The sequence below is a fragment of the Streptomyces sp. NPDC059499 genome (genome assembly GCF_042749285.1).
Classification (GTDB): Bacteria; Actinomycetota; Actinomycetes; order Streptomycetales; family Streptomycetaceae; genus Streptomyces.
In genome coordinates, this window is sequence record NZ_JBHYTT010000016.1 from 120,352 (window position 1) to 143,764 (window position 23,413).

Annotated in this window: 18 protein-coding genes; 9 read left to right on the top strand and 9 right to left on the bottom strand. The window is 69.6% G+C overall.

The window, feature by feature from the left end:
• Window positions 1-59: 59 nt before the first annotated feature.
• From ACFW9O_RS29675 to ACFW9O_RS29685, 3 genes are all read right to left on the bottom strand, one after another.
• Window positions 60-683, bottom strand: a complete 624-nt coding sequence (locus ACFW9O_RS29675) for a helix-turn-helix domain-containing protein (RefSeq protein WP_384613599.1) — start codon at window positions 681-683, stop codon at window positions 60-62.
• 165 nt (window positions 684-848) lie between these two features.
• The gene (locus tag ACFW9O_RS29680; RefSeq protein ID WP_351168746.1) at window positions 849-1,523 is read right to left on the bottom strand and encodes a response regulator; all 675 of its coding nucleotides are present in this window, start codon (window positions 1,521-1,523) and stop codon (window positions 849-851) included.
• Window positions 1,520-3,172, bottom strand: a complete 1,653-nt coding sequence (locus ACFW9O_RS29685) for a sensor histidine kinase (RefSeq protein WP_351168748.1) — start codon at window positions 3,170-3,172, stop codon at window positions 1,520-1,522. Before ACFW9O_RS29685 ends, ACFW9O_RS29680 begins: the two co-directional genes overlap by 4 nt.
• Window positions 3,173-3,326: 154 nt before the next feature.
• Here ACFW9O_RS29685 and ACFW9O_RS29690 point away from each other — a divergent pair, with 154 nt between their 5' ends.
• Window positions 3,327-4,706, top strand: a complete 1,380-nt coding sequence (locus ACFW9O_RS29690; RefSeq protein WP_351168750.1) for a cation:dicarboxylate symporter family transporter — start codon at window positions 3,327-3,329, stop codon at window positions 4,704-4,706.
• Window positions 4,707-4,859: 153 nt separating this feature from the next.
• On the opposite strand, the gene ACFW9O_RS29695 is transcribed toward ACFW9O_RS29690, so the two are convergent.
• Window positions 4,860-6,323 (bottom strand): glycoside hydrolase family 16 protein, encoded by a 1,464-nt coding sequence (locus ACFW9O_RS29695; RefSeq protein ID WP_384613539.1) that lies wholly within the window; start codon window positions 6,321-6,323, stop codon window positions 4,860-4,862.
• Window positions 6,324-6,503: 180 nt separating this feature from the next.
• On the opposite strand from ACFW9O_RS29695, the gene ACFW9O_RS29700 reads away from it, so the two are divergent.
• From ACFW9O_RS29700 to ACFW9O_RS29730, 7 genes are all read left to right on the top strand, one after another.
• Window positions 6,504-6,908: a MerR family transcriptional regulator gene (locus tag ACFW9O_RS29700; RefSeq protein ID WP_329207224.1), complete on the top strand. Its 405-nt coding sequence runs from the start codon at window positions 6,504-6,506 to the stop codon at window positions 6,906-6,908.
• A 3-nt stretch (window positions 6,909-6,911) separates the two neighbouring features.
• On the top strand, window positions 6,912-7,253 hold the full coding sequence (gene trxA / locus ACFW9O_RS29705) for a thioredoxin (RefSeq protein ID WP_384613541.1): 342 nt from the start codon (window positions 6,912-6,914) through the stop codon (window positions 7,251-7,253).
• A gap of 425 nt (window positions 7,254-7,678) precedes the next feature.
• Window positions 7,679-8,464, top strand: coding sequence for a class I SAM-dependent methyltransferase (locus tag ACFW9O_RS29710; RefSeq protein ID WP_384613542.1), 786 nt, complete (start codon window positions 7,679-7,681; stop codon window positions 8,462-8,464).
• Window positions 8,461-11,109, top strand: a complete 2,649-nt coding sequence (locus ACFW9O_RS29715) for an SUMF1/EgtB/PvdO family nonheme iron enzyme (RefSeq protein ID WP_384613544.1) — start codon at window positions 8,461-8,463, stop codon at window positions 11,107-11,109. The genes ACFW9O_RS29710 and ACFW9O_RS29715 overlap by 4 nt, the downstream gene beginning before the upstream one ends.
• Window positions 11,110-11,162: 53 nt before the next feature.
• A complete protein-coding gene (locus ACFW9O_RS29720; RefSeq protein WP_384613545.1) occupies window positions 11,163-11,369 on the top strand; it encodes a hypothetical protein in 207 nt (68 codons plus the stop codon).
• 56 nt (window positions 11,370-11,425) lie between these two features.
• Window positions 11,426-12,640, top strand: a complete 1,215-nt coding sequence (locus ACFW9O_RS29725; protein ID WP_384613547.1) for a hypothetical protein — start codon at window positions 11,426-11,428, stop codon at window positions 12,638-12,640.
• A gap of 323 nt (window positions 12,641-12,963) precedes the next feature.
• The gene (locus tag ACFW9O_RS29730; RefSeq protein WP_384613549.1) at window positions 12,964-13,614 is read left to right on the top strand and encodes a hypothetical protein; all 651 of its coding nucleotides are present in this window, start codon (window positions 12,964-12,966) and stop codon (window positions 13,612-13,614) included.
• Window positions 13,615-13,644: 30 nt separating this feature from the next.
• Here the strand turns inward: ACFW9O_RS29730 and ACFW9O_RS29735 are convergent, their stop codons facing one another.
• Window positions 13,645-13,980 (bottom strand): hypothetical protein, encoded by a 336-nt coding sequence (locus tag ACFW9O_RS29735; RefSeq protein ID WP_384613550.1) that lies wholly within the window; start codon window positions 13,978-13,980, stop codon window positions 13,645-13,647.
• 71 nt (window positions 13,981-14,051) lie between these two features.
• On the opposite strand from ACFW9O_RS29735, the gene ACFW9O_RS29740 reads away from it, so the two are divergent.
• Complete coding sequence (locus ACFW9O_RS29740) at window positions 14,052-14,579, top strand: DinB family protein (protein WP_384613552.1); 528 nt, start codon at window positions 14,052-14,054, stop codon at window positions 14,577-14,579.
• A gap of 102 nt (window positions 14,580-14,681) precedes the next feature.
• Here the strand turns inward: ACFW9O_RS29740 and glgB are convergent, their stop codons facing one another.
• The 4 genes from glgB to ACFW9O_RS29760 form a co-directional block, all read right to left on the bottom strand.
• On the bottom strand, window positions 14,682-17,183 hold the full coding sequence (gene glgB / locus ACFW9O_RS29745) for a 1,4-alpha-glucan branching enzyme (protein ID WP_384613554.1): 2,502 nt from the start codon (window positions 17,181-17,183) through the stop codon (window positions 14,682-14,684).
• A 49-nt stretch (window positions 17,184-17,232) separates the two neighbouring features.
• Window positions 17,233-18,672 carry a maltokinase gene (locus ACFW9O_RS29750; RefSeq protein ID WP_384613555.1) on the bottom strand — a complete coding sequence of 480 codons (1,440 nt, stop codon included), beginning with the start codon at window positions 18,670-18,672 and terminating at the stop codon, window positions 17,233-17,235.
• A 248-nt stretch (window positions 18,673-18,920) separates the two neighbouring features.
• Window positions 18,921-20,627 (bottom strand): maltose alpha-D-glucosyltransferase, encoded by a 1,707-nt coding sequence (treS, locus tag ACFW9O_RS29755; protein WP_351168766.1) that lies wholly within the window; start codon window positions 20,625-20,627, stop codon window positions 18,921-18,923.
• Window positions 20,624-22,744 (bottom strand): alpha-1,4-glucan--maltose-1-phosphate maltosyltransferase, encoded by a 2,121-nt coding sequence (locus ACFW9O_RS29760; protein WP_384613557.1) that lies wholly within the window; start codon window positions 22,742-22,744, stop codon window positions 20,624-20,626. Before ACFW9O_RS29760 ends, treS begins: the two co-directional genes overlap by 4 nt.
• Window positions 22,745-23,413 lie beyond the last annotated feature (669 nt).

Here is a 23,413-nt window from a genome sequence, read left to right on the forward strand (position 1 = left end):
CCGGCCGGAGCCGTGTTCCGGTTGCCGGAACACGGCGCGGACCGGCCGCACGGCCGGGCTCAGATGCCGGCCGTGCGCCAGAACTGCTCGACCACCCGGTCCAGGAACGCCCGCCCGGCGTCGCCCGACGCCCCGGACCGTTCCCGGCCCGTGCTGTCCCAGCTCAGCGTCGTCACCATCAGGGCCTGGTAGTCGCTCTGCAGCTGCTGCAGCACGTCCTGCACCAGGACCCGGTCCAGCGGTACGAGCTTGGCCACCGGCCGGACGTACGCCTGCCAGCGCGTCGTCACCGCCCTGTTCAGCAGCTCCGCCAGCTCCTCGTTGCGGCCGGTCGCCGTGACGAACTGGGCGGCCGACATGTCCAGGGCCTCGCAGAGCGCCATGGCCTGGCGTTCGTTGCCGCGCCAGCGGCCCGAATCCTCCATCCGCAGATACGCGGCACCGGTCGTCCCGAGCTCCCGCGCGAGGTCGTCCACGGTGATGTCCCGGGCCAGCCGGTGCTCGCGCAACGTGATTGCGGCGGCCAGCAGTTCACCGGGCGCGCACCACAGCACACCGGCGAGCGCCATGAGTTCGCGTTCGCCGGGCAGGGCGACACCGCGCTCCCATGCCATCACGGTCTCGGCGGTGATCTGGATTCCGTACTGGGCGCCGAGGCCGTACGCAACATGGCCGGGAGCCATTCCCAGTGCCTCACGCAGACGGCGCGCGGCGGGGGCATTGAAGGGCGGAGTGGGTTGCACGGCCCCACCGTAGGAGCACGGGAAGGGCCTGGCTACAGGCTGTTCCTAACAGTTCACCCTTCGTATGATCCTCCTAGGAGAGGGCGCTCCTCGATCTTCGAACGGTCAGCGAGTTTCGGCCACCCACCGGTACCGCAGTTCCGGGCGTCCCACGTGGCCGTAGCTCGGCCGGCGCTCGGCGCGGCCGGCCGTCACCAGATGCTCCAGATACCGGCGTGCGGTGATCCGGGAGATCCCCAGCTCCTCCGCGGCGGCCGCCGCCGTCACCCCGTCCGGGGACTCCCGCAGGGCCCGGGTCACCGCCTCCAGCGTCGGACCGCTCAGTCCCTTGGGCAGCGCCGCCGGGTGTGCGATCCGCAGGGCGCCCAGCGCCCGGTCCACCTCCTCCTGGCCGCTCGCCTCACCGGCCGCCGCCCGGAACTCGGCGTAGCGCACGAGCCTGTCGCGGAGGGTGGGGTAGGTGAACGGCTTCAGCACGTACTGCACGACCCCGAGCGACACGCCCTCCCGCACCACCGCCAGATCGCGCGCCGACGTCACCGCGATGACATCCGCACCGTGCCCGGCCGCCCGCAGGGCCCGCAGGAGCTGGAGCCCGTGCCCGTCGGGCAGGTACAGGTCGAGCAGCAGCAGATCCACCGGCATCCGGTCCAGCGCCCGCACGGCCTCCGCCCGGGTGTGCGCGACGGCGGCGACCTCGAAGCCGGGTACCCGGCCCACGTACAGCTGGTGGGCGTCGGCCGCCACGGGGTCGTCCTCCACGACCAGTACCCGGATCATGCCCGGACCGCCTGCGCCGGCCGGCCGGTCAGGGGCAGCCGCACCGTGAATTCCGCGCCGCCGTCCTCCCCCCGGCCGAGGACGACCGTCCCGCCGTTGCGCAGGACCGCCTGACGCACCAGCGCCAGCCCGAGCCCGCGGTCCGCCCCGTGCGTCGTCCAGCCGCGCCGGAACACCTCGTCCACGTCGTCCGGGCCGACGCCCGGCCCGGTGTCGGCGACCCTCAGCAGCAGCTCACCGCCGTCGGTGAGCGCGGTGACGGTGACCCGTGGCCGCGTCGCGCCGCGCTGGGCGGGTACGGGCACGTCGCCGCCTCCCGCTCCCGTCTCCGACGCGGCGTCCACCGCGTTGTCGATCAGATTGCCCAGGACCGTCACCAGATCACGCGGCGCGAGAGCCGGCGGCAGCGCCCCGTCGTCGATCAGGCTGTCCTCCGCGAGGACGAGCTCCACACCGCGCTCGTTGGCCTGCGCGGCCTTGCCGAGCAGCAGGGCGGCCAACACCGGCTCGGCGACCGCCCCGACGACCCGGTCGGTGAGGACCTGCGCCAGCTCCAGTTCCGCCGTCGCGAAGTCGACCGCCTCCTCGACCCGGCCCAGCTCGATCAGCGACACCACGGTGTGCAGCCGGTTGGCCGCCTCGTGCGCCTGCGAGCGCAGCGCCTGCGTGAAGCCGCGCTCCGAGTCGAGCTCGCCCGACAGGGCCTGCAGCTCCGTGTGGTCCCGCAGTGTCACCACCGTGCCGCGCTTCTCCCCGCCCACGACGGGGCTGGTGTTGAGGACGATGACCCGGTCCGCGGCCAGATGGACCTCGTCGACCCGCGGCTCGGACGCCAGGAGGGCCCCGGTCAGCGGCGGGGGGAGGGCGAGCTCGTCGACCTTCCGCCCGACCGACCCCGGTGCCAGGCCCAGCAGCTCCCGGCCCGCGTCGTTGATCAGCGCGATCCGGCGCTGTCCGTCCAGCATCAGCAGCCCCTCACGCACCGCGTGCAGGGTGGCTTCGTGGTAGTCGTGCATCCGGCCCAGCTCGCGTGCGTTCATCCCGTGGGTGTGCCGGCGCAGCCTGGCGTTGATCACGTATGTGCCGAGCCCGCCGAGCGCCAGTGCCGCGCCCGCCGCCATGCCCAGGGCGCCGAGCTGTTCGCGTACCTGGTTGGAGACCCGGTCGACGGTGATGCCGGCGCTGACCAGGCCGACGATCCGGTCCCCGTCACGGATCGGCGTGACGACCCGTATCGACGGCCCCAGTGTGCCGGTGTACGTCTCCGTGAAGGTCTCACCCCGCAGGGCCGGGGCGGTGTTCCCGATGAACGTCCTGCCGATCTCCGAGGGGTGCGGATGGGTCCAGCGCACCCGGTTCGGATCCATGATCGTGACGAAGGTGATCCCGGTGTCCGCGCGGACCCGCTCCGCGTACGGCTGGAGCACGGCGGTGGGGTCCGGGGTGCGGATCGCTTCCCGCACGGACGGGGATCCGGCCATGGCGAGGGCGGCTGCCCGTACCTGCCGGTCCGCGGTCTCCTCCGCCTGTGCCCGGCCGGAGGCGTACGCGAAGAAGGCGCACCCGGCCACGACCGCGGCCACGAGCAGGGCCTGCATCGCGAAGAGCTGGCCGGCCAGGCTGCGGGGGAGCGTACGGGACAGGCGCATGGCCCCAGTCTGCACGGCGGGACCCACCGGCCCAAGGTGGCTCGAAAGCGTCCGTGAACGATATGAACGCAAGGGTGACCGCGGTCACAGGGGAGTGGATAGTCACCGGGGCCCCCTGGGACGGGGGAGCGACCGCAACTCCGAGGAGACCACCGTGGCAGAGAAAGTCGCACGACGGGACCGAACGCACTATCTCTACCTGGCTGTGATCGCCGCCGTGGTGCTGGGCATCGCGGTCGGCTTCGTCGCCCCGGGCGTGGCCGTGGAGCTCAAGCCCATCGGCACCGGGTTCGTCAACCTCATCAAGATGATGATCTCGCCGATCATCTTCTGCACGATCGTGCTGGGCGTCGGCTCCGTACGCAAAGCCGCCAAGGTCGGCGCCGTCGGCGGTCTCGCCCTCGGCTACTTCCTGGTGATGTCGACCGTCGCCCTGGCCATCGGCCTGGTCGTCGGCAACATCCTGGAGCCCGGCTCCAGCCTCCACCTCACCGACGCGGCACGCGCCGCAGGTGAGGAGCAGGCGGCGGGGGCGAGCGAGTCCACGGTGGACTTCCTGCTCGGCGTCATCCCGACCACCATGGTCTCGGCCTTCACCGAGGGCGAGGTCCTGCAGACCCTGCTCATCGCCCTGCTCGCGGGCTTCGCCCTGCAGGCCATGGGCTCGGCCGGTGAACCGGTCCTGCGCGGCATCGGCCACATCCAGCGCCTCGTGTTCCGCATCCTCGCCATGATCATGTGGGCGGCCCCGGTCGGCGCGTTCGGAGCGATCGCGGCGGTGGTCGGCGAGACCGGCGTGGACGCGCTGAAGTCGCTCGCGATCATCATGGTCGGCTTCTATGTCACCTGCGCGCTCTTCGTGTTCGTGATCCTGGGCGCGATCCTGCGGGTGGTGGCAGGGCTCAACATCTTCTCCCTGCTGAAGTACCTGGGCCGCGAGTTCCTGCTGATCCTCTCCACCTCCTCCTCCGAGTCGGCCCTGCCGCGGCTGATCGCGAAGATGGAGCACCTGGGCATCAGCAAGCCCGTCGTCGGTATCACCGTGCCGACCGGCTACTCCTTCAACCTCGACGGCACCGCGATCTACCTGACGATGGCCTCGCTCTTCATCGCCAACGCGACGGGCGACCCGCTGAGCATCAGCGAGCAGATCTCGCTGCTGATCTTCATGGTGATCGCCTCGAAGGGCGCCGCGGGCGTCACCGGCGCCGGACTGGCCACCCTCGCGGGCGGCCTGCAGTCCCACCGTCCCGAACTGGTCGACGGCGTCGGCCTGATCGTCGGCATCGACCGCTTCATGAGTGAGGCCCGCGCCCTGACCAACTTCGCGGGCAACGCGGTCGCCACGGTGCTGGTGGGCACCTGGACCAAGGAGATCGACCGGGCGCGGGTGGACGAGGTCCTCTCCGGCCACCTGCCGTTCGACGAGAAGATGATCGTGGACGAGGGCCCCGCGGAGCCGCACGTCCCGGACCCGCATGTCCCCGACGCCAGGGACGGCGGCGAGGAGCGGCCCTCGCTGGTGAAGGCGTAGGACTCGGGTACGTGAGCGCGGCCGGTGCGGTGTTCCGTACCGGCCGCGCCCGCGTTCCCGGGTACAGGGTGTTCGTGCCGGCCCCCGGGGGACGGTGACCGTCTCACCGGCCTGCACACGGGACGCGTTCCACAGGGCGCGGAACCTTGGTCCTCAGCCGAACGGGATGCGGACGACCGACTGGTTGCCGACGCCCACCGTGCCCGTACCGTTGCCGATGGCGTTCCAGATCTCGACCTTCACCGTGCCGTTGGCCAGGTTGCCGTGGCTGCCGGTGGAGGACTTGAGGCCCTTGGCCTGGGTGTAGTGCTCGTACCCGTTGACCGGATCGGTGGCGAAGTAGTTGTACGTCTCCGTGCGGTCCCAGGTCCCGTCACCCGTGCGGTCGTAACTCACCCGCACCTGTTGTCCGTTGGCGACGGTGGTGCCCGAGTCCGCGAACACGTCGAACTGCGTGGCCCCTCCGTCGTACGCCCGGGTGATGCCCGTCGCGGTGAAGGTCTGAGGGCTGTGCGGGGTGCCGTCGTAGTTGCCGCCGCCCGCCGACGCGACCGTCACCGACGAGGCCGAGGACTGGGCGGCGCCGAGACCTCCGCCGCTGCGCAGGGCGAGGGTGGAGGAGCCGGACGGCGGGTCGGTGGGCGGCGGGTCGGTGGTTCCGCCGCCGCCCTTGGTCCAGACGCCCACGTAGTCCACCAGCATGGGGCGGCCCGGCACTGTCGCGGCGGTCGGGGTCGGGCCGCCGAGCGCGTTCGGGAAGGCGCCGCCGATCGCGAGGTTCAACAGGAGGAAGTACCCGGCGTGGTCGGTCATGTTCGCCCACGTCCCGGCGTCCAGCTGGTTCTGGGTGACGCTGTGGAAGAGCTGGCCGTCCACGTACCAGCGCAGGGCGTTGGGGGTGACGGCGCGGTCCCACTCGAAGCGGTACGTGTGGAAGGCGGACTGGCAGCTGGCGCCGGGGCAGGTTCGGCTGTTGCCGAGGCCGGTGGTCTCGTTGCAGGGGCCGCCCGGGTTGACCCCGCAGTGGAGCACGCCCCAGACGGAGTTGATCCCGTTGACGTTCTCCATGATGTCGAACTCGCCGATACCCGGCCAGTTCCAGTAGTTGCCGCGGTACGGGGAACCGAGCGCCCAGAAGGCGGGCCAGTAGCCCAGGGCGGCGTTGCCGGTCACGTTCGGCATCTGGACGCGGCCCTCGATGCGCAGGGTGCCGCCGACCGGGGCCTTGAAGTCGGCCCTCCTGGTCTCGATGCGGCCGGACGTCCAGTTGCCCGCCCCGTCGCGGAGCGGCGTGATGCGCAGGTTGCCGCTGCCGTCGAGGCTGACGTTGTCAGGGCTCGCGGTGTAGTTCTGGACCTCCCCGGTGCCCCAGTTGCCGGGGCCGCCGGGATAGCCGTGCCCTGTGTCGATCTGCCAGTTCGCGGAGGACGGCAGGCTGCGGTTCGCGCCGTTGAAGTCGTCGCTCCACTGCAGGTTCCACCCGGGGGTGGTCGGCACGTCACCGCGGGCGGGCCCGGATCCGGCGACGGTGATCACCCCGGCCAGGGCGAGGGCCAGGGCGGTCAGGGCGGAGAGGACGGTCGTACGTCTGTGGGGGATCGTGCGGCTCGTACGCAAGGGAACCTCCGGTGGGGGCGTGCTGGGAAGGTTGCTTTTGAGAGCGCTCTCACAGGTATTTAGATGCACCCGGGGCAACCGTCAATGGTCCTGGCCGCTCCACTTCCCGACCGGTCGGCCGGGCACCCCTCCCGTCCGGTGCCTTGCCTTGACGCCGACGTCAAGGATTACCGTCGGCGTATGCGAATCGGGGAACTGGCCGAACGCGCCGGGACGACAACACGGACGCTGCGGTACTACGAGTCACGCGGCCTGCTGCACGCACGCCGCGCGGAGAACGGCTACCGCACGTACGACGAGGGCGACCTGCGGCTGATCCAGCAGATCCGGACCCTTCAGGACTTCGGGTTCGACCTGGAGGAGACCCGCCCCTTCGTCGACTGCCTGCGCGCCGGCCACCCGGCGGGCGACGCCTGCCCCGCGTCCCTGGCCGTCTACCGCCGCAAGCTCGACGAGCTCGACTCGCTCATCGGGCAGCTGCGGACGGTGCGTACCGAGGTGGGCGCACAGCTCGCCCGCGCCGAACTGGAGGCGGCGGCCGAGCGTCCCGGCGGCCCCGAACCACGATGTGAACTTGGAGGATGACAGATGATCCACGCAGAAGGTGTCGCCGAGATCACCGATACGACATTCGACGAGGAGGTCCTGCGAGCGGACCTCCCGGTCCTGGTCGAATTCACCGCGGACTGGTGCGGCCCCTGCCGCCAGCTCGCCCCGGTGCTCAGCGCGATCGCGGCGGAGGAGGCCGACCGGATCAAGGTCGTCCAGCTGGACGTGGACACCAACCCCGGTATCACGAGCCGCTACGCGGTGCTGTCGATGCCGACGCTGATGGTGTTCCGGGACGGCGAACCGGTGAAGTCGATGGTCGGCGCCCGCCCGAAGCGGCGGCTGCTGCAGGAGCTGGAGGACGTGTTCGCGGCGGTGTGAGGCGGGCTGCCCGGCTGCTCTCCGGCCGAGCTGGAAGAGGACGCTCGCCATGCCGCGAGGTGGCGGTCGACGGCCAACGAGTCACTGCAGTCCGGTGCGTGCTTGGCGTAGGCGACGAATGCCGCGACTGCGGCAGTGGTCTCACCGAGTTCCGCGGGGCACTCGGACGCGTAGTAGCGGCACTGCAGGGTTTCGGGTGATCGGGACCGCACCGCAGGCTGAAGGCCGCGGCCGCCTGCTCGAACAGGCCTTGGGGTGAGGCTCTGTGCTGCGGGTGGCGGAGCGTCTCACCGAGATCGGCAGAGACAGGAGGCCGCTGCATCGGCGAGGGGCAACGGCGTATTACACGCTGTTGTCGTCCCCGCACTCCGCGATAGCCTCTTACTGTCCACCGCACCAGGGCCGGTGACGCGCGAGGGGGGACCGTGGAGCGGCGCGATGTGCAAGGGCACTACGAAGAACTAGCCGCCGATTATGACGAACACTGGGTGTACGGGCCGGACTACATCCCCTGGATGGCGGCCCGTATCGTCGAAGCCCTGCGGCTGACTGCATCTGACCGTATCGCCGACATCGGTTGTGGCACAGGCCTTTTCGCGCGGGAAGTAGTGAAGGCTGTCATGCCCACTCATCCTGTCCTGTGCGTCGACCCGTCGGAAGCGATGCTGCGCCAGATCGGCAACCCGCCCCTGGCCGACCTGAACCCGGTCGTCGCGTCAGCGGAAGGCATCGCCGACGGAGACGTCGATCTGCCGCACGGTCAGCTCGATGCGATGTGGCTCAAGGAATCAGTCCACCACCTCGCGGATCCGGCGCGGACGTTGCGTGGTCTGGCCGGTCGGCTGGCACCCGGTGGGCGTCTGCTGGTGGTGATGCTCCCGGCCACGATCCGGTACCCGTTGTTCAAGGCGGCACTCACCCGCTTCGAGGAGCTCCAACCGGACCCGGCTGACATCGTGGAGCATCTGACGGCCGCCGGCATGGAAGCCGGGCTGACCCATGTCGAGCACGAACTGCGCATCGACCGCGACAAGTACTTCGGCATGGTTCGTGCTCGCTACATGTCCCTGCTGTCCACGTTCAGCGACGTCGAGATCGAGCAGGGGATCGAGGAGATGAGGGCCGCCCATCCCGAACCCGTCCTTACGTTCCCCGACCGGTTCGCCTTTGTTCACGGGCAATTGGGAGCCGAGCAAGGTGGTAGCCAGTGAGCACCGTGGTCGATGAACGACTGCGTCGGCTTCGAGGGGAACTCGACGATCATTCGCGGATCGCGGACCACCTCGGGCTCGACCTGGAGCGCCCCTTACGCTCCCTCAACGATGGCTATCCCGAGAATGCTGTCGCGCTTGTCGGCAAACTGACCGAACGGCTTCTCAAGGAGCTGTGGCGACACCACAACCTTGAGGGTGACCCTGCGACCAAGGCGCTGAACGACCTGGTCAAGCGTTGCCGCCCGCATATCCGCAGCAGCACGGTGATGGATGCGCTCGACGACATCCGGCGCCTTCGCAACCGTTCCACGCACGACGGATACGAGATCAGCGACGAGGACGGACTGCTGGCCGTGCGCCGGCTCGTCGATGTGCTGGTCTGGTTCACGAACACGGGGAGTGCGGCTCTCCTCGGCGGAGAGCCGGACGTGGCTCCTGAGGTGGCCCGGCGCTGCGAGTTCCTGGCGGGTCTGTACGTCACCTTGGGTTATCGGCAGGCCAAACGCTTCGTACTCAGCCCTGACACGGTCTACCAGTTGTTCTGCCGTGAATCGGGAATGCGGCTGGAGTACGTGGAACTCATGCTCTCCCGGGACGCGGACGATCTGAGCACAGTTCTCGCCTCCACCGGCGGGGAGTTGCTGCGCACGAGGTTGCCCAAACTCACCAGATTCGTCGTTCTTGAGGAGGACGCGGACAGAACGGCGTCCGGTGCACTCCATGATCTGCTGGGGCTGGACTTTCGGATCATCCGCTATGACGGATTCGTGGACACGATCGTCGACCTGGAAACACATCTCGGCGCTCTCTCGTCCCCGGCCGGACCAGCCGAACCCCGGACACCGGTCAGTGTCGCCGTACTGTCCACCGACCCGCACACCGGCGAATCCCAGGTGACGGAATCCGAGGACGCGGCAGAGCTGCTCACCCGGCTCGCACGGGGCAGTGCCAACGTGCTCGTCACAGGCCGTCCCGGAAGCGGGAAGAGCACACTTTTGCGCACTCTCGCGGTCACCCCCGGAACTCGCCGGTTCCGCTTCTACTTCGACCTCGGGCTCAAACCCAAGGACGAGCCGTTCTCGGAGTACGCCGCACGACTCCTGGCACCGGCCATGGCGTCGGACCGCTCCCGTGCCTACGACCTCTTCCTCTACCTGATCCGTTCAGGAACCGCGCTCTGCGTGCTCGACGCCGTCGACGAGGGCGTCGAAGAGTCGAGCCCCGCCGGGTTCCTGAAGCTTTTCGTAGATCTCGCGGCCGTGCTATCGGCCGAGTCCGCGGTGGTCATGAGCTCGCGTGTGTCCTTCCTCGCCGACTCGCCACAGGTTCGCCAGCTGTTGGACAGCGGCGCAGGCCGTTCCGAACAGCTCGTCGAGCAGATGTACGCAAACGGAGTCGACCCGGCCAGGGTCCCGCACTTCCACCTCCTCCGCCTTGCCGAACCCGAAGCGACACCGTTGGAGAAGCGGCTCACCGCCTCGCTGGAGCTTCCTGCCGGGCGTCCTCTTGCCGATATTCTTGGCGCGCACATCACCCGGACCCTGGCCGCGCACGGCCGGGCAGACGACGAGCACCTGCTCGTCTCCCTCGGGCATGCTTTTCTGACAGACCGGACGGTGTTCTCCCTGCTCGACCTGCACCGCTCACTGGGTGCCGGGATGTTCACCGACGGACAGCTCGACTTCGACGCCTGTGTGCTCTCTCCCGTGCTGCGGAAGGTCGGGCCCGATCACGTTGCCTTCGCGCATACGGCGTACCAGGAGCTGCTGGCCGCGCGTTACCTGGCCGAGGACGAACACAGGGACACGGCAGCGGACGTACCGGGCGGTGCATTCCTCACAGAGCAGGTGAGGGCGTTCCTCGCGGGCCTCGCCACCACTTCGGTGAGCGACGACTGCGTGTTGCCGGCCGGGTCGTACTTGGTCGGCCCGGCGGAACGGCTGCTTCTGCGCCGCGTTCCACGATCTGTCCGATTCGACCGTAACGCCGTGACAGTGGCGCGCTATCGCCGCTTCCTCGAAGCGCTGGACGACGACGGCACCTCGCCATGGGACCATCCCGACCAGCCGGCCAATGTCACACACCGCCCCTGGACCGACCGGTTGCGCGAAGCCGACTACTACGCGGACGCACGGTACGACGCGTACCCGGCTGTCTGCGTCAACTGGTGGAGTGCCTATGCCTTCGCGGCCTTCGAGGGCAAGAGGTTGCCTACATCCCTGGAGTGGGAGGCCGCGGCGCGGGGAACAGATGGTCGACTGTTCCCGTGGGGTGACACCCCCGACGCCGGTCTGGTCAACTGCGCGGACTCCTGGGTAGGGCATCCCGTAGTCACGTACCAGGCGTGGTACGAGGACTTCGCGGGTGATGCTGTTCGCAGGGCGTGGGTGACACCTGCCGCCGAACGGCCCGGCAATCTCTCTCCGTTCGGCATCGCGGACATGGTGGGCAACTGCTGGGAATGGACGTCCACCAGCCTCGGCGACCCTGGTGAAGCCGTCATCTGTGGTGGCAGCTACGACAATCCAATGCGCGCGGTACAGGTGAGCAGCAAGGGCATCTACCGTAAGCGCGGTGGGAGTAACGCGGTCGGTTTCCGATGCGTGGAAGACGTCATGGGCACCGAGGGGGCGACAGCATGAGCGGAGAGCCGCACCACGGTTCCATTGTCGACCGACGATCAAGCGGCGGGGGAGTGAACGGAACCCTCGGCTCCTACATCGTGCAGGACGACGATGACCAGCGTTACTACGGCTTCGACTACCGGCAGATCGTGACGGAGGGATTCCGGACCATCCGTACAGGGGAACGCGTCCGATTCCACGTCTCGGACGTCAGCCCCGACCGGGCAGAGTTCGTCATCCGCCTCGATCAGCCCGACGCGTCCGAGTTCTACGGATGACGTCGTCACTCCCACTCGAGACGCTCACCGGCGCGCGTCAGGAGCTGACCGTTGTCGTGCCCGTGCGCCTGCTGCGGATCCCACATTGGGATCATGGCCCCTTTCCGTTCGAGCTGGGTGGCCGCCGCACCGATACCGAGACCAGGGCAACGTATTTCGCCCCTGCCTCGGCCCGCGTCCTGTACGGCGCGCCTGGCAAACCCCGCCGTTGGTACCGGCCGGCCTCGGTCGTACACGACGGCCTGCACCTCATCGGTATGGAGCTTCTTCGGACCGCTACGGCCCGCAACCCTGAACACGCTCTCGCTGTTTTTCACTTCACTGTCTTCAGACCGCTGTTGCCGGTGGTGCGTGCGATAGCCGGACGCTCGGCCACTCACGACACCGCAGCGCTTACAGGCCCGCTGGATCCGGGGGTACTCCTCGCAGGCCTCGCGGAAGTAACCAGCGGTATAGGGACGTTCGCCATCAGCCGTCCCTATACCGTTGCCTTTCTGACCCCCGAGACCGATCACACTCCCGCGCTCCGAGCGAGCTACGAAGGGGTGCTGCCGGACACCGCCGACCGCTGGCTCTGGCAGCTGGCGTCGCGTTCGACCCCCGCCGACTTCCCGCTCGCCCCGGAAACCGCCGCCGTGGAGCTCAGTAGCGCCGTACGCATTTCCGCGGACTGGAGCGCTCTGGTGCTGCGCCAGGGGGCCGCCTTCCTCGGTCACCGTCCCGACACCGGGGACGGTGACTTCTACGCGTTCGGAGCCCTGCACTCACGCACCGTGTACCTCGACGCCTTGCTGCTCGGGTCGCTGCAGCGCGACCACATCGACGAACTCACCGAAGAGCTCTCGGACGTCTTCGACACCCGGCGCCTGGCACGGAGAGTCGCCACTCTGGAGCGCAACATCGCGGTCTTCCGAAGTACCTACTGGCGCCAGCACCTGACCGCACACGGCCCGGCCAACGAACTGCTCCTCGCCTTTCAGAATCAGCACCGGTTGCCCGACCGCTTCGGCGAGATCCTGGCGGAAGCCGCAGACTACAGCCGTTTGGTGCAGACGCAGGAGAGCCAGCAGATCAGTGGCGCTCTGGGAGCGCTCACGATCCTGGGATTGCCGCTCGGAACCTCACTAGGTGTGCTTCAGGTCATCGGCGACGAGTCGGTCAGTCACCTGCTCGTTGCGCTCGGGATCACGGTGGTCGTGACGGCCGGTGCTCTCGCGACGCGTTACGGGCGGCTGGTCCTGTCGTCGCTGCGCGGGGGAGGACGATCGTAGGCGCTGTGCGGGCTCCTCGACTCTGATGTTTTTGCGCCTGGTTGCCATCGTGGCGAGCAGTGCCGGGGGCAGGACAGGACGGCGGCGAGAGGGATGCGAGGCGCGTCCATATTGTGGACTGACGATTGCCCCCGGCCGCGGGCCGGCTGTGTGTTCGCGGCGGTCTGAGCCCCGCGCGGCGGGCAGGCCGGTGTACGGGCGTCGGGACGCCACGAACACCGGCCGCCCCAGAGGTTTACTCGGCTCCGTCCACGTGATCAGCTTCGCCGGGTCGGAAACGGGTGGCCTCGGGGAGAGGCCGTGGGGATGGGGAGCAGGCTCCGATGCGCACACACGCAGGAGAAACGAGCAACGGTGACACGCGGCGCGGAATCGTCTTCGCGACCGCGTACCGTTCGCTGGCCATCTGGCACTACTACCTCCAGCCGACCGAGGATCCGTCGCCGCTCGAGATGGTGGCGAACCTGGTCTACCTGGTGCCCCGCTCGCTGGTCCTCGGCATGCTGATGCTGCTCGACCAGCTGACTCTGCGTTCCATGCAGCGTGCCGAGTACCTCGCCGACTCCGTTGCCGCCCGCGCCGGTTCCACCGAAGCGGCCGTGGCCTTCCTCGACCGGCTGCTCGTCGCGGACTCGGCCGACACCACCGTGTGGCGCGAGAGCAACAAGCTCCGGACCCGCCCGCGCGGCACCGGTCGGGCGGAGGAGTGGGCGGACGGCCTGTGGGAGCTCCTCGCCGCACACATGGAGTCGATCCCGGAGCACGAGTACGAGAGGCAGAGGCGGGTCGGTGCCCGGAGGGGGCACAGCGTCGACGACACCCATCCGCCGACACATCTGCGCCGCGAGTGCCTGCTCGTCGGCGCGGTCATGCCTGCGGCCGTGGTGACGGACGACGACCGGGAGCAACGGATCGCCGCGGAACTCGCCGACGCGCGCAGGCAGGTGGCCCGGCAGATCGTGCGCGGCGACTAGACGCCCACGCACGGGCCGGCAGCCTCCGCGTCACCTCCTGCGGACGGCCATGGTCACCGCGAGGGCCAGGGTCCCGAACAGCACCGCCACCGCGAACGAGGCGAAGAAGAGGACCTCGATCCATCCCGCGTTCGCACCGGTGACCGCGCCGCTTCCGGATACGCACGTCACCTCAGGAGGGAAGACCTGTCTGCGCACGTCGCCGCAGGCGTTGGGCAGGTCGTCGTTGATCGCGTACGCCTTGATCCAGCTCAGGGCCCAGGAGGCGAGGAAGACGACGAACGAGGCCGTGGCGACGCCCCAGAGTTGCTTCGGGCCGGACGGAGACGCGTCGGTCCGTGCCGCGGACGTCGTGGGCTGTGTCATGGGCGGGAGCGTATCCGGTCGGCGAGGCGCGCCTGCTGGTGCCCGTGTGCGGTCGTGCGGAGGATGAGTCCATGACATGGACGGCACCGCCGGTGGAGCGTACGGCGCAGCTCGGCTATCTGGGCACCCTGGACGAACGCCGCATGCTGGAGGGCTGGTTGACCCGGCACCGGGAGACCCTGCTGGCCAAGTGCGCCGGACTGGATCCGGAGCGGCTGGCCCGGCCGGCTGTGGAGCCCTCGGGCCTCTCGCTCCTCGGCCTGGTCCGGCACATGGCGGAAGTCGAACGATGGTGGTTCCGGAGACAGTTCAGGGGGGAGGACATCGGCGATGTCCATGCGGGCCCCTCGGACGGGAACGAGGGCCTCGACGGAGTCGACCCGGCCGGCGCGGAGCGGGACTTCGGGCTCTTCAGGGCCGAAGTCGCCGCCTGCGACGCGGCGGTGGCGGGGCACGGTCTCGACGAGGTCTTCGCGTCCACGGGCGGACGCCCCCTGAGCCTGCGCTGGGTCTATCTGCTGATGATCCAGGAGTACGCCCGCCACAACGGCCACGCCGACCTGCTGCGGGAGCGTACCGACGGGGTGACGGGGGACTGAGCGACCACGTTCCCGCCCCCGGGCCGCGCAGCGGTGAGCGGTGAGGGACGGGGCCCGTGCGGCTGCGCCGCGGGGCCCCGCCTCCGACCTGTCTCCGGGCGGTCAGGCCGGCCGGAACCACACCGTCGCCAGCGGCGGCAGCGTCAGCGTCACGCTCGTCTCCCTGCCGTGGGCCGGCACGTCCTCCGGCTTCAGCGGGTCCTCGTTGCGGACGTCGCTGCCGCCGTACCGGGCCGCGTCCGTGTTCAGGATCTCCACCCAGGCCTCCGGGCCTCCCGGTACGCCCAGCCGGTAGTCGTGCCGCACCACCGGGGAGAAGTGCGAGACCGCGAGCAGCGGCGAGCCGTCCGCGTCGTAGCGCAGGAACGCGAACGCGTTGTCCTCCGCCGCGCCGCCGTCGATCCAGGAGAAGCCCTCCGGGTCCGTGTCACGCTGCCACAGCGCAGGCAGCGCCCCGTACACCGCGTTGAGGTCCGTGACCAGGGTGCGTACCCCGCGGTGATCGCCGGAGGCCTCGTACGTCTCGTCGAGCAGCCACCAGTCCGGGCCGTGGCCCTCGGACCACTCCGCGCCCTGCGCGAACTCCTGCCCCATGAAGAGGAGCTGCTTGCCGGGATGGGCCCACATGAAGCCGAGGTAGGCGCGGTGGTTGGCGCGCCGCTGCCACCAGTCGCCGGGCATCTTGCTGACCAGGGCCTGCTTGCCGTGCACCACCTCGTCGTGCGAGATCGGCAGCACGTAGTTCTCGCTGTACGCGTACACCATCGAGAAGGTCATCTCGTTGTGGTGGTACTTGCGGTGGATGGGCTCCTTGGACATGTACACGAGGGAGTCGTGCATCCAGCCCATGTTCCACTTGAGGCCGAAACCCAGGCCGCCGTGCTCCGTGGCGCGGGTGACGCCCTCCCAGGCCGTGGACTCCTCCGCCATCGTGACGACACCGGGGTTGCGCCGGTAGACCGTCGCGTTCATCTCCTGGAGGAAGGCGACCGCATCCAGGTTCTCCCGGCCCCCGTGCTCGTTCGGCGACCACTGGCCGTCCTCGCGGGAGTAGTCGAGGTACAGCATGGAGGCGACGGCGTCGACCCGCAGGCCGTCGATGTGGAACTCCTCGCACCAGTACGTGGCGTTGGCGACCAGGAAGTTGCGGACCTCCTTGCGGCCGTAGTCGAACTCCAGCGTGCCCCAGTCCGGGTGCGCCGCCCGGTTCGGGTCGGAGTGCTCGTACAGCGGGCGGCCGTCGAACTCCGCGAGCGCCCAGTCGTCGCGGGGGAAGTGCGCCGGCACCCAGTCCATGAGGACACCGATGCCCGCCGCGTGCAGCGCGTCGACCAGGAAGCGGAAGTCGTCCGGAGTGCCCATCCGGGACGTCGGCGCGTAGAAACCGGTGACCTGGTAGCCCCAGGAGCCGCCGAAGGGGTGCTCCGAGACCGGCATCAGCTCGACATGCGTGAAGCCGAGGTCCTTCACGTACGCGGGCAGCTGGGTCGCGAGCTGACGGTAGTTCAGGCCGGGCCGCCAGGAGGGCAGATGGACCTCGTAGACGGAGAACGGGGACGCGTGCACCGGGCGGTCGCCGCGGTGCGCCATCCAGTCGCCGTCCTGCCACTCGTGGTGCGAGGCGGTGACCACGGAGGCGTTCGCCGGCGGTACCTCCGCGTAGCGGGCCATCGGGTCGGAGCGCTGGGTGTGCGAACCGTCGGGGCGGCAGATGTCGAACTTGTACAGGGTGCCCTCGCCGACCGCCGGGACGAACAGCTCCCACACACCGGTCGAGCCCAGTGAACGCATCGGAAAGCCGGTGCCGTCCCAGAAGTTGAAGTCACCGGTGACGCGGACCCCGCGCGCGTTCGGCGCCCAGACGGTGAAGCGCGTGCCCGCGACGCCCTGGTGCTCCATCGGCTGCGAACCCAGCGCCCGCCACAGCTCCTCGTGACGGCCCTCGCCGATCAGATGCAGATCGAGATCGCCGAGCGAGGGCAGGAAACGGTACGGGTCCTCCACCTCTGTCTCGTTGTCCTCGTACGCGACGAGCAGCCGGTACTCCGGGACGGCCGGCGTCGGCAGCACACCCGAGAAGAAGCCGTCGCCGTCGCTCTGCAGTTCCGCCCGCAGACCCTGCGCCAGGACGGTCACGGAACGTGCGAACGGTCGCAGCGCACGCACCACGACCCCGCCGCGGGTCAGGTGCGCGCCGAGCAGATCGTGCGGGGCGTGGTGCTCACCGGCGAGCAGCCGGGCCCGGTCCCCGTCGTCCAGGGCCGTCGCCGGAAGGGCGCCCTTGCTGCCGCCGCCGCGCCGGGGGCGGGGTGGGGCGGTGGCGGTGGCGGCGTCGGCGTCGGCGTCGGCCTTGGGGGCCTTAGGTGCCTTGGGCGTCTTGGGCGTCTTGGCGGCGGCCGCCGGCTGCTTGGCCCGGGACCGCTTGGCGCGGCCTGCCGGGGACACGGGGGCCGCAGGCTCGGAGGCGGGCTCGATGGTCGCGGACGGGGCCTTGATGTCGGCCGTGACCGGCTGAGGGGCGGTGATCTCGGTGGTGACCGGCTGGGGAGCGGCCGGGACCTCGATGGGCTCGGACGACTTGCGGGACGGCTTGCGGGCGGTCACAGGGACTGCCTCCTAGGAGGTGAGGAGGGGAGGGACGGGGGTGCCGGGCTCACGCGGTCGTCGTGGCCAGGCGCTGGATGGCGGCCATCGGGACCGGCAGCCAGTCGGGGCGGTGCCGGGCCTCGTACAGCACCTCGTACACCGCCTTGTCGGTCTCATGGGCGCGCAGCAGTTCCGGCTCGCTGCGGGGATCGGTTCCCGCGCCCCGTGCGTAGCCCTCGCAGTACGCGGCGCGGCAGCGGGCCGCCCACTCCGGATTCCACGGGCGGTGCGAGCGCGCCGCGTAGTCGAAGGAGCGGAGCATCCCCGCGACGTCGCGCACCGGGGGCTGCGGGCTGCGGCGCTCCGGCAGCGGCTTGGCGGGTTCCCCCTCGAAGTCGATCAGTGACCAGAAACCGTCGGGCCCGCGCAGCGTCTGGCCCAGATGCAGATCACCGTGGACCCGCTGCGCCGCCCAGCTGCGGCCCGTGTGCCCCAGCGCGGTGACGGCGTCGAAGGCGGCACGTAGTCCCGGTACGTAGGGCACGAGCGCCGGGACCGCCTCCGCGGCTGCCTCCAGCCGCTCGACCATCCCCGCGACCAGGTGCCTGGTCTGCGCATGGGCGAGAGCGGGCGTGGGCAGAGCGGCGGCGAGCGCCGTGTGCACCTCCGCCGTGGCCCGTCCGAGCGCATGCGCCTCGGGCACGAAGTCGCACCCCGCGCCGAGCGACGCGAGGGCGAGCTGCCAGCCGTCCTGCGCACCCCGCAGGAACGGCTGCAGCACCCCGAGAGTCAGCGGCTCCCCGGTGCCCGTGTCGGGCGTCGACGCCTCGAACCAGGCGACCGGCGCCGGCACCCGCCCGCAGCCCTCGCGGCTGAGCGCGAGCGGCAGCTCCAGATCGGGGTTCGCGCCGGGGAAGACCCGGCGGAAGATCTTCAGGATGTAGGCGTCCCCGTAGACGAGCGAGGAGTTGGACTGCTCGGTGTCCAGGAAACGGGGGGCGAGCCCCTCGGGGATCGGCGCCGCCCGGTCGAAGCGGAGCGGGCCGAGGGTCCCGGGGCGACGGAGCCGTTCCAGCAGGAGATCGGCGACGCGCGGGTCGTGCAGCCCTTCGTACAGGGTGCGGCCCGCCAGCGGGCCGTCCGTGACCTGGCCGATCCGGGCTGCGGCCAGCCGCGTGGGCAGGGCGGTGCGCACACCGAGCAGGAGTTGGTAGCAGTCGCCGTGCGCCTGGGCGGCCGTGTCCGGCTGGTGGGCCCGGACGAGCAGATGCAGCAGTCCGGGGCCCGCACCGGCTGTGTCCAGAGGCAGTATCTCGGTCGCCGCCACGAGGGAGAAGCCGGTGACCGGCCGTCCCTTGCCCGCGAACCACCGCTGCCGGGGGAGCCATTCGTGGAGCAGGGGGGTGAGCGACGGGAGAAGCGCCGTCGTCCGCGTGTTCGTTCTTCTCTTTGCGATTCTCGCTGTGCTCTTGGCCAGGGCGACTCGAGTGGATGCAGCCTCCGACATGGCATCGCGTCCTTTCCCCGGGCACACCACAGGATGCGAAGAGTGTCCCGGATTGCGGCAATGGCTGTCCGGCTGTGCGGGACGTGTCGGGTGAGGAAAGTCCGTACGGACTCGACAAATGGGCCCGAAGGGCTCCAGGAGCCCTGAAGAGCTCGATATGTGGGGAGAGTGCCCCGTGCGGGGCGGCGGAAACCGCCCCGCGGGTGGCGCCGGAAAGTGAGGCGCCGTCAACTGTCCGTCAGCTCCGGTCAGCTGACCGGAGCTTCCTTCCGCAACCGGAACCAGTAGAAACCGTGCCCCGCGAGAGTCAGCAGGTAGGGCCACTGACCGACGGCCGGGAAGCGCACCCCGCCGATCAGCTCCACCGGATGACGCCCGTTGAACGCCCGCAGATCGAGCTCCGTGGGCTGCGCGAACCGCGAGAAGTTGTGGACGCACAGCACGAGATCGTCCTTGTACTCGCGGGTGAACGCGAGCACGGCGGGATTCGACGACGGCAGTTCGCTGTACGAGCCGAGACCGAAGGCCGGATTCTGCTTGCGGATCTCGATCATCCGCCGCGTCCAGTGCAGCAGCGACGAGGGCGAGGCCATCGCCGCCTCGACGTTGGTGACCTGGTAGCCGTAGACCGGGTCCATGATCGTGGGGAGGTAGAGCCGTCCCGGGTCGCTGGAGGAGAAGCCGGCGTTGCGGTCGGGCGTCCACTGCATCGGGGTGCGTACGGCGTCGCGGTCGCCCAGCCAGATGTTGTCACCCATCCCGATCTCGTCCCCGTAGTAGAGGATCGGGGAGCCGGGCAGGGACAGGAGCAGCGCCGTGAACAGCTCGATCTGGTTGCGGTCGTTGTCCAGGAGGGGCGCGAGGCGACGGCGGATGCCGATGTTGGCCCGCATCCGCGGATCCTTGGCGTACTCCGCGTACATGTAGTCGCGCTCTTCGTCCGTGACCATCTCGAGCGTGAGCTCGTCGTGGTTGCGCAGGAAGATGCCCCACTGGCAGCCGGACGGGATCGCCGGGGTCTTCGCCAGGATTTCCGAGACCGGGTAACGGCTCTCGCGCCGTACGGCCATGAAGATCCGCGGCATGACCGGGAAGTGGAACGCCATGTGGCACTCGTCGCCGCCGGCCGGGAAGTCGCCGAAGTAGTCGACGACGTCCTCGGGCCACTGGTTGGCCTCGGCCAGCAGCACCGTGTCCGGGTAGTTGGCGTCGATCTCCTTGCGGACCCGCTTGAGGAAGTCGTGGGTCTCGGGGAGGTTCTCGCAGTTGGTGCCCTCGCGCTGGTAGAGGTACGGCACCGCGTCGACGCGGAAGCCGTCGATACCGAGGTCCAGCCAGAAGCGGAGAGCCGAGATGATCTCCTCCTGCACGGCCGGGTTCTCGTAGTTGAGATCGGGCTGGTGCGAGAAGAACCGGTGCCAGTAGTACTGCTTGCGCACGGGGTCGAAGGTCCAGTTGGACGTCTCGGTGTCGACGAAGATGATCCGGGCGTCCGGGAACTGCTTGTCGTCGTCCGCCCAGACGTAGTAGTCGCCGTACGGCCCGTCCGGGTCCGTGCGGGACTGCTGGAACCAGTCGTGCTGGTCGCTCGTGTGGTTCATGACGAAGTCGATGATCACGCGCATGCCGCGCTGGTGCGAGGCATCGACGAACTCCACGAAGTCGGCGAGGTCGCCGAACTCCGGCAGCACGGCGGTGTAGTCGGAGACGTCGTAACCACCGTCGCGCAGCGGTGACTTGAAGAACGGCGGCAGCCAGAGGCAGTCGACACCGAGCCACTGCAGGTAGTCCAGCTTGGCGGTGAGACCTTTCAGGTCGCCGACGCCGTCGCCGTTGGAGTCCTGGAAGGACCGGACGAGTACCTCGTAGAAGACGGCGCGCTTGAACCAGTCGGGATCGCGGTCCTTGGCGGGAGTGTCCTCGAACAGGTCGTGGACGGGCTCATTGACGATCATGGCGTGGGTGACCCTCCGGTCGGCGGGGACGGTCGCAGAACGACGACGTGCGCGGGCGTCACACCCGGCTCCAGACGCACATAGAAAGTCCTGCCCCAGTGATAGGTGGCGCCGGTGAGCTCGTCGCGCACCGGCACGCTCTCGTGCCGGTCGAGGCCGAGATGCGGCATGTCCAACGAGACCGTGGCCTCCTGGGTGTGGTGAGGGTCGAGGTTGACGACCACCAGAACGATGTTCGAACCGCAGCGCTTGCTGTAAGCGATCAGCGCCTCGTTGTCGACGGAGTGGAAGTGCACGTCGCGCAGTTGCTGGAGCGCCGGGTGGCGACGCCGGATCCGGTTGAGGGTGGTGATCAGGGGTGCCAGCGAGCGGCCCTCACGTTCCGCCGACTCCCAGTCCCTGACCTTGAGTTGGTACTTCTCCGAGTCCTGGTACTCCTCGCTCCCCGGATGCGCCGGGGTGTTCTCGCACAGCTCGAAGCCCGCGTACACGCCCCAGGAGGGGGACAGCGTCGCGGCGAGCACAGCCCTCGCCTCGAAGGCCGGACGGCCGCCGTCCTGGAGGTAACCGGGAAGAATGTCGGGGGTGTTCACGAAGAAGTTGGGCCGCATGTACGAGGAACTTTCGCCCGAAAGCTCCTGGACGTACTCGGTGATTTCCTGCTTGCTGTTACGCCAGGTGAAGTACGTGTACGACTGCTGGAAGCCCACCGCGGCCAGCGTGCGCATCATCGCGGGGCGGGTGAAGGCCTCGGCAAGGAAGATCACGTCGGGGTCGGTGCGGTTGATGTCGGCGATCACCTTCTCCCAGAAGATGACCGGCTTGGTGTGCGGATTGTCCACGCGGAAGATCCGAACGCCGTGGTCCATCCAGAAGCGCAGGATGCGCACGGTCTCCGCGACGATGCCGCCCAGGTCCTTGTCGAAGGCGATCGGATAGATGTCCTGGTACTTCTTCGGCGGGTTCTCGGCGTAGGCGATGGACCCGTCGGACCGGTGGTGGAACCACTCGGGGTGTTCCGTCACCCAGGGGTGGTCCGGGGAGCACTGGAGCGCGAAGTCCAGCGCGATCTCCATCCGCAGGGTGCGCGCCGTCTCGACGAAGTAGCCGAAGTCCTCGAGCGTGCCGAGCTCCGGGTGCACGGCGTCGTGACCGCCCTCGGCCGAACCGATCGCCCAGGGCACTCCCGGGTCGTCGGCGCCGGGGGAGAGGCTGTTGTTGGGGCCCTTGCGGTGAGAGGTGCCGATGGGGTGGATCGGGGGGAGGTAGACGACGTCGAACCCCATGGCGGCGACGGCCGGCAGCCGCTCCGCGGCGGTGCGGAAGGTGCCGCTGACGATCCGCGGAGGCTGTGCGGGCAGCTCCGCCTGCACGGCCGCGCGCTTCTTCGCGGCCGCGGAGGTCGGGGAAGCCGGAGAGCCCGCGGCGGCCTTGGACGCCTTCGTGGCGCGTGGCTTGCGCGAGGGCTTCACGGGGGCGGCCGCCTCCGGCCTCGCGCCCTCGGACCGCGGGAACAGCTCGTACCAGGAGCCGTACAGCGCGCGCCTGCGCTCCACGGTCAGGGGCATCGGGCGGGAGGCGGTGACCAGCTCGCGCAGGGGATGACGGCCGAGCGCCTCGTTCACCTCGGGGGTGAGCGCGGCGGCGAGCCGGGAGGCCGGCGGCATCTCGGTGTCGCGCAGGGCGTCGACCGCGGCCAGAACCGCCTCGCGCCCGTCCCGCTTCGGTACGCCGTCGGCGGCCCGCTCGTACAGCTCGGCCCCCTCGGCGAGGACCAGTTCGGTGTCGATGCCGGCGGGAATCTTGATCTGCGCGTTCCCGCGCCAGGTGGTGACCGGATCGCTCCACGCCTCGACGGTGTAGGTCCAGTGGCCCTCGGCGGACGGGGTGACATCGGCACCCCATCGGTCCGTGCCCGGGGCGAGCTCGTGCATCGGCGTCCAGGGACCGGGCCGTCCGCTCGGATCGGCGAGGACGACGTTGGCTGCCACCGCGTCATGGCCTTCGCGGAAGACGGTGGCGCTGACCTGGAAGGTCTCACCTGCGACGGCTTTGGCCGGCCGTCTGCCGCAGTCGACGAGAGGACGGACGTCCAGGACGGGAATGCGACCGATCATGGAATCACCTGGGGGCTGGAGCTCGGCATGCGCGGACCGCGGCGTGGGCGTGAAGGGCTGACCGCGCGCGCCGCGATGGTGGGGTTGCGTCCTTTGTAGCTGCTCAGTTGTCGGCTGGCGGGCTGTGTGCATGGCCGCTCCTGTCCGCGTTCACTCGAATGGACTCGAATGGCAGGTGCGCGGGGGGTTCGTGCTCGGATCGGGGGCACCTGGGATGTGCTGCGCGAGCCGTGGTCGGGCCGAGTACCGGGGAAGCCTTCCCACCGTTTTCGGGCGGCCAACCCGACGGCGTGTTAACTCCTGGGTGCACTCGGTGCACGCGCTGTGCGCCGCGCGCCGGTCCCCGGCCGGCGCGTGGACGCACCACCGCAGCCTTCCTTGTGGTGCGAAGCGCCACAAGGTCGCGCGACGAGGGGAAATCAGCCATATCACCCGTGACGGATGTGTGCGCATCTGGCCCATGCGGCCACCGGGGCCGATGAGGTGCCCGGGACCCGCGGGACGGGCGTGACTCCCGAGGGCTCGGGGGAGGGCGCACACGGTGCAACAGCCGGGCCGGGGGCGAGCATGCCGATCGGCGCCGGACCCACTGAGCCGGTCGCGCGCCGTGGATGCGCACGGCGCCGCGCCGCTACCGTCGAGGGTGACGGAGAGGACGCACACCGTGGT

Coding starts and splice junctions, on each gene's coding strand:
- ACFW9O_RS29675 (WP_384613599.1), bottom strand. CDS start 683: ATGGCTCCCGGCCATGTTGCGTACGGCCTCGGCGCCCAGTACGGAATC.
- ACFW9O_RS29680 (WP_351168746.1), bottom strand. CDS start 1,523: ATGATCCGGGTACTGGTCGTGGAGGACGACCCCGTGGCGGCCGACGCC.
- ACFW9O_RS29685 (WP_351168748.1), bottom strand. CDS start 3,172: ATGCGCCTGTCCCGTACGCTCCCCCGCAGCCTGGCCGGCCAGCTCTTC.
- ACFW9O_RS29700 (WP_329207224.1), top strand. CDS start 6,504: ATGCGAATCGGGGAACTGGCCGAACGCGCCGGGACGACAACACGGACG.
- trxA (WP_384613541.1), top strand. CDS start 6,912: ATGATCCACGCAGAAGGTGTCGCCGAGATCACCGATACGACATTCGAC.
- ACFW9O_RS29730 (WP_384613549.1), top strand. CDS start 12,964: ATGCGCACACACGCAGGAGAAACGAGCAACGGTGACACGCGGCGCGGA.
- ACFW9O_RS29735 (WP_384613550.1), bottom strand. CDS start 13,980: ATGACACAGCCCACGACGTCCGCGGCACGGACCGACGCGTCTCCGTCC.
- ACFW9O_RS29740 (WP_384613552.1), top strand. CDS start 14,052: ATGACATGGACGGCACCGCCGGTGGAGCGTACGGCGCAGCTCGGCTAT.
- ACFW9O_RS29750 (WP_384613555.1), bottom strand. CDS start 18,672: ATGTCGGAGGCTGCATCCACTCGAGTCGCCCTGGCCAAGAGCACAGCG.
- treS (WP_351168766.1), bottom strand. CDS start 20,627: ATGATCGTCAATGAGCCCGTCCACGACCTGTTCGAGGACACTCCCGCC.
- ACFW9O_RS29760 (WP_384613557.1), bottom strand. CDS start 22,744: ATGATCGGTCGCATTCCCGTCCTGGACGTCCGTCCTCTCGTCGACTGC.